The 4,520-nt window shown below is 63.7% G+C and carries 5 protein-coding genes; 3 read left to right on the top strand and 2 right to left on the bottom strand.

The window, feature by feature from the left end; genetic code table 11:
- Nucleotides 1-365: glycine betaine ABC transporter substrate-binding protein (locus HP546_RS26415; protein WP_306125757.1), on the bottom strand; the 365-nt coding region annotated here is incomplete at its 3' end.
- A gap of 197 nt (nucleotides 366-562) precedes the next feature.
- Here HP546_RS26415 and HP546_RS26420 point away from each other — a divergent pair.
- Nucleotides 563-2,128, top strand: a complete 1,566-nt coding sequence (locus HP546_RS26420; RefSeq protein ID WP_172231644.1) for a beta (1-6) glucans synthase — start codon at nucleotides 563-565, stop codon at nucleotides 2,126-2,128.
- A gap of 219 nt (nucleotides 2,129-2,347) precedes the next feature.
- Here HP546_RS26420 and HP546_RS26425 read toward each other — a convergent pair whose 3' ends face one another.
- Entirely contained in the window at nucleotides 2,348-2,713 is a 366-nt protein-coding gene (locus HP546_RS26425; RefSeq protein ID WP_172231647.1) for a hypothetical protein, read from the bottom strand.
- 192 nt (nucleotides 2,714-2,905) lie between these two features.
- On the opposite strand from HP546_RS26425, the gene HP546_RS26430 reads away from it, so the two are divergent.
- Both HP546_RS26430 and HP546_RS26435 read left to right on the top strand, forming a co-directional pair.
- The gene (locus HP546_RS26430; protein ID WP_172231650.1) at nucleotides 2,906-4,204 is read left to right on the top strand and encodes a serine/threonine protein kinase; all 1,299 of its coding nucleotides are present in this window, start codon (nucleotides 2,906-2,908) and stop codon (nucleotides 4,202-4,204) included.
- The coding region (locus tag HP546_RS26435; RefSeq protein ID WP_172231653.1) for an MlaA family lipoprotein at nucleotides 4,197-4,520 on the top strand (324 nt) is incomplete at its 3' end. The genes HP546_RS26430 and HP546_RS26435, both read left to right, overlap by 8 nt.

Here is a 4,520-nt window from a genome sequence, read left to right on the forward strand (position 1 = left end):
TACTCGGGGACGATCAAGCCGATCTTGGCGTCCTTGAAGTTGGGGCCGTAGTCGACCACGTTGTCCTTGTTCTTGGTCCAGTACTCGCCGTGAGTCACCGGCAACCAGGCCGACAACATGGCATCGAGCTTGCCGGTCGCCACGCCCTGCCACATGATGCCCGTGGCCACGGCCTGCAGCTTCACGTCGTAGCCGAGCTTCTGCTTGATCACTTCGGCGGCCACGTTGGTGGTCGCCACGCTGTCGGCCCAACCATCCACGTAACCGATGCTTACTTCCTTGGCCATTGCCTGTGCACCGCTCATGGCCAATACCAGGGCGGTTCCCACGCCCAGGACACGTCGCATTCTTCTCAAAGCTGCCATCAAAGCATCCCCTCGTCAGGTCTTGGAGATTGCATCATCTGCCTGTCACACCAGTCGACCTGATCCGCCTGCGACCTGTACCCGCCTCATATGCGACAGCACTGTGCCATTAGCGCCATCTGCCTACACCGACCTGCGCGATCCTTGCATGCCAAAGTCTTGGCGCCGGGCTACTATCTACCCTTTTGTGCCTGACGATGGACCGCCCGATGCCCCGTTCTGCTCGCCTGCTGCTGCCGTTGTACCTGCTTGCCTGCCTGCTGGCCCTGCTTGGCCTCGCAGGCCTCTGGTACGGGCTTGGCAAGCCGGTGCACCTGGCCGATGCGGCCAGCCCCACGCACAAGTTGCAATGCGCTTCGTACACACCGTTCGACAAGGACCAGTCGCCCTACGACCAGCCGTTTCACCTGCGCCCGGAGCGGATGGATGCCGACCTGGCGTTGCTGGCTGAACGGTTCCAGTGCATCCGTACCTATTCGCAAACCGGCCTCGAAGCGCTCCCGGCGCTGGCGCGCAAGCATGGCCTGAAGGTGATGCTCGGGGCCTGGGTCAATGCCCACGCGGCGGACACGGCCAAGGAAATCGACCTGCTGATCGCCGCTGCCAACGCCAACCCCGACGTGGTCACTGCCGTGATCGTCGGCAACGAGACGCTGCTGCGCAAGGAAGTTACCGGCGCTCACCTAGCCAAGCTGATCGCCAAGGTGAAAAGCCAGGTGCAGGTACCGGTTACCTATGCCGATGTGTGGGAGTTCTGGCTGCAGCATCCGCAGGTGGCACCTGCGGTCGACTTCCTCACGATCCACCTGCTGCCTTACTGGGAAGACGACCCACGCGGCATCGACGATGCCCTGGCCCACGTGGCCGATGTGCGCCGGGTGTTCGGCACGCGCTTCGCGCCCAAGGATATCGTGATCGGCGAAACTGGCTGGCCCAGCGAAGGCCGGCAGCGCGAAACCGCAGTGCCCAGCCGGGTCAACGAAGCGCGCTTCATTCGCGGCTTCGTTGCGATGGCGGAAAGCAACGGCTGGCATTACAACCTGATCGAGGCCTTCGACCAGCCCTGGAAGCGTGCCAACGAGGGCGCGGTGGGCGGTTATTGGGGGCTGTACGATGCCAACCGGCAGGACAAGGGCGTGCTCGAAGGGCCGGTCAGCAACCTGCCCTACTGGCCGCAATGGTTGCTGGCCAGTGCGCTGCTGATGGCGGCCATGCTGCTACTCGCCGGGCGCCCCGCCACAGTGCAGGCTGCCGTGCTGCTGCCGCTGCTGGCCGCGTTTGGTGCGGGCTGCCTGGGATTATGGGGCGAGTTGATGCGCACCCATGCGCGGTTTGCCGGGGAATGGCTGTGGGCGGTAGTGCTGGCGGGGCTGAACCTGCTGGTGCTGGCCCATGGGGTGCTTGCCTTGGCACAGCGGACGGGCTGGCGCGAGCGTCTGTACGCCTGGCTGCAGGCGCAGGCCGGCTGGTTGCTGCTGGCGGCGGGTTTTGCGGCGGCGGTGAGCATGCTGGCGATGGTGTTCGACCCGCGCTACCGCAGCTTCCCCAGCGCGGCGCTGGCGTTACCGGCAGTGGTCTACGTGCTGCGGCCGGTGCGCGCGCGACGGGCGGAGGTGGCGTTGCTGGCGTTCATCGTCGGTGCTGGGGTGGCGCCGCAGTTGTTCGTTGAAGGGCTGGAGAACCAGCAGGCCTGGGCCTGGGCACTGGTGAGTGTGCTGATGACGGCAGCCTTGTGGCGCAGCCTGCGGTTGCGCCACGCCTGATTACCAGGCTGGGTTCTGGGCAAACACGGCGCCTGGTGGGAGCGGGTTCACCCGCGAATGCGGTGGCGGAGACAACGGTGAATGCCCAAGGATAGTGGCCGGCAGGTCCGGCCTCTTCGCGGGTAAATCGGATCGCCGCACCGCCGCTCCCACAGGGATCACGCACGCTTTTTAAATCTTGCGCAAGACAGTTGCGCCCACAGTCGTAGTTGCAGCAGCTTAGCGAGAGGGCTGCCTGACCAACCGCAACCCCGCCAGTACCAGCGCAAACACGGCAATGCTGGCGGTATACAGCACCAGCGCCGGCACCGCGAACACCAGGGCCAGCACCGCCAACCACCAACCGGCGCGGCCGGCGACCACCTGCGCCAGCAGCGCCAGCCCCAGCCCGCCCCAGGCCATCACCTGGTGATGGATGCCCAACCCCAGCAACGAACGCACCTCGCACTGCCAGTACATCGCTGGCGCGGTGCACAGCCCCACCCACTGGCCGTCCTCCATCAGCCCGTAGCGCACGCCATAACTGGCCGCGAGCCACAGCCCCAGAAACAGCACGAGCAATGCAGCGGGCAGCGAACGAGACATCCTGTTTTTTCCCATAGCGGTAATCGAAAGTATCCATGATCACTCAAGCCCGGTTCTAAGGCAAAATCATGGCTCTGCAGCTATGTTGCAGATAACAAGCACACCAAAGGCAGGCGCACCTGGCAACTTTGCCCGGTAGGATGTGGTCCTAGCCTGCACACTGCTCGACCTTGCGTTCTTTTGGGGGAATACATGCATCTATCTTTGCGCCTCGCTGCCCTGCTCGGCGGCCTGCTCATGGCTGTGGCCGCTTCAGCGCGAGATATCGACGCCGCAAGCTATGGCTACCCCTTGACCAACCCGTTCGAGGCGACCATCGCCACCACCCCGCCGGACCAGCGCCCCACCCTGCCCAGCGACGACGAAATCAACCAGTCCGACTACAGCCTCACCTTGCGCCCCGAGCGTGAGTTCACCCTGCCCGACAACTTCTGGGCGGTGAAAAAGCTCAAGTATCGCCTGGCCCGCCAGGACCACGAGGCGCCCCTGATCTTCATCATCGCCGGTACCGGCGCCCCGTACAGCAGCAGCATCAACGAATACCTGAAAAAGCTGTTCTACCAGGGCGGCTTCCATGTGGTGCAACTGTCGTCGCCCACCAGCTACGACTTCATGAGCGCCGCCTCACGCTTCGCCACCCCCGGTATCAGCCAGGAAGACGCCGAAGACATGTACCGGGTGATGCAGGCCGTACGCGCCCAGCACCCGCGCCTGCCCGTCAAAGATTTCTATCTCACCGGCTACAGCCTGGGGGCACTCGATGCCGCCTTTGTCAGCCACCTGGACGAAACCCGCCGCAGCTTCAACTTCAAGCGCGTGCTGCTGCTGAACCCGCCGGTGAACCTTTACACCTCCATCAACAACCTCGACAAACTGGTGCAAACCCAGGTCAAGGGCATCGACCGCAGCACCACGTTCTACGAACTGATGCTGACCAAGTTGACGCGCTACTTCCAGGACAAGGGTTATATCGATCTGAATGAAGCGCTGCTGTACGACTTCCAGCAGTCGAAACAGCACCTGTCCAACGAGCAGATGGCGATGCTGATTGGCACCTCGTTCCGCTTCTCGGCGGCCGACATTGCCTTCACCTCCGACTTGATCAACCGCCGCGGCCTGATCATTCCGCCGAAGTTCCCGATCACCGAGGGCAGCAGCCTCACGCCGTTCTTCAAGCGCGCCCTGCAGTGCGACTTCGACTGCTACATGACCGAGCAGGTCATCCCCATGTGGCGCGCCCGCACCGACGGCAACAGCATCCTGCAGTTGGTCAACCAGGTCAGCCTGTATGCCCTGGAAGACTACCTGCGCAGCAGCGACAAGATCGCCGTGATGCACAACGCCGACGATGTCATCCTCGGCCCGGGCGACATCGGCTTCCTGCGCAAGGTGTTCGGTGACCGGCTGACCCTTTACCCCCATGGCGGCCATTGCGGCAACCTCAACTACCGCGTCAACAGTGACGCCATGCTGGAGTTCTTCCGTGGTTAACAAACTCCTCTTCGCCACTGCCCTGCTCGTCGCCGGCCACGCGCTGGCGGCCGAAACCGCGCCCCGCGCCAGCGTGGTCGAGGGCGACCCGCAGGTGATGGGTACAGCGCCTCTGGTGCCGGAAGCCGACGGCTTCATCGACCCGCTGCGTGAGCTGAAATTCAACCCGGGGCTGGACCAGCGCGAGTTCGAGCGCTCCACCCTGGAGGCGCTGAACGTGTACGACCCGCTGGAGTCGATCAACCGTCGCGTCTACCACTTCAACTACCGTCTGGATCAGTGGGTGCTGCTGCCGCTGGTGAGCGGGTACCAGTAC

The sequence above is a fragment of the Pseudomonas sp. CM25 genome (assembly GCF_013179705.1).
GTDB lineage: Bacteria > Pseudomonadota > Gammaproteobacteria > Pseudomonadales > Pseudomonadaceae > Aquipseudomonas.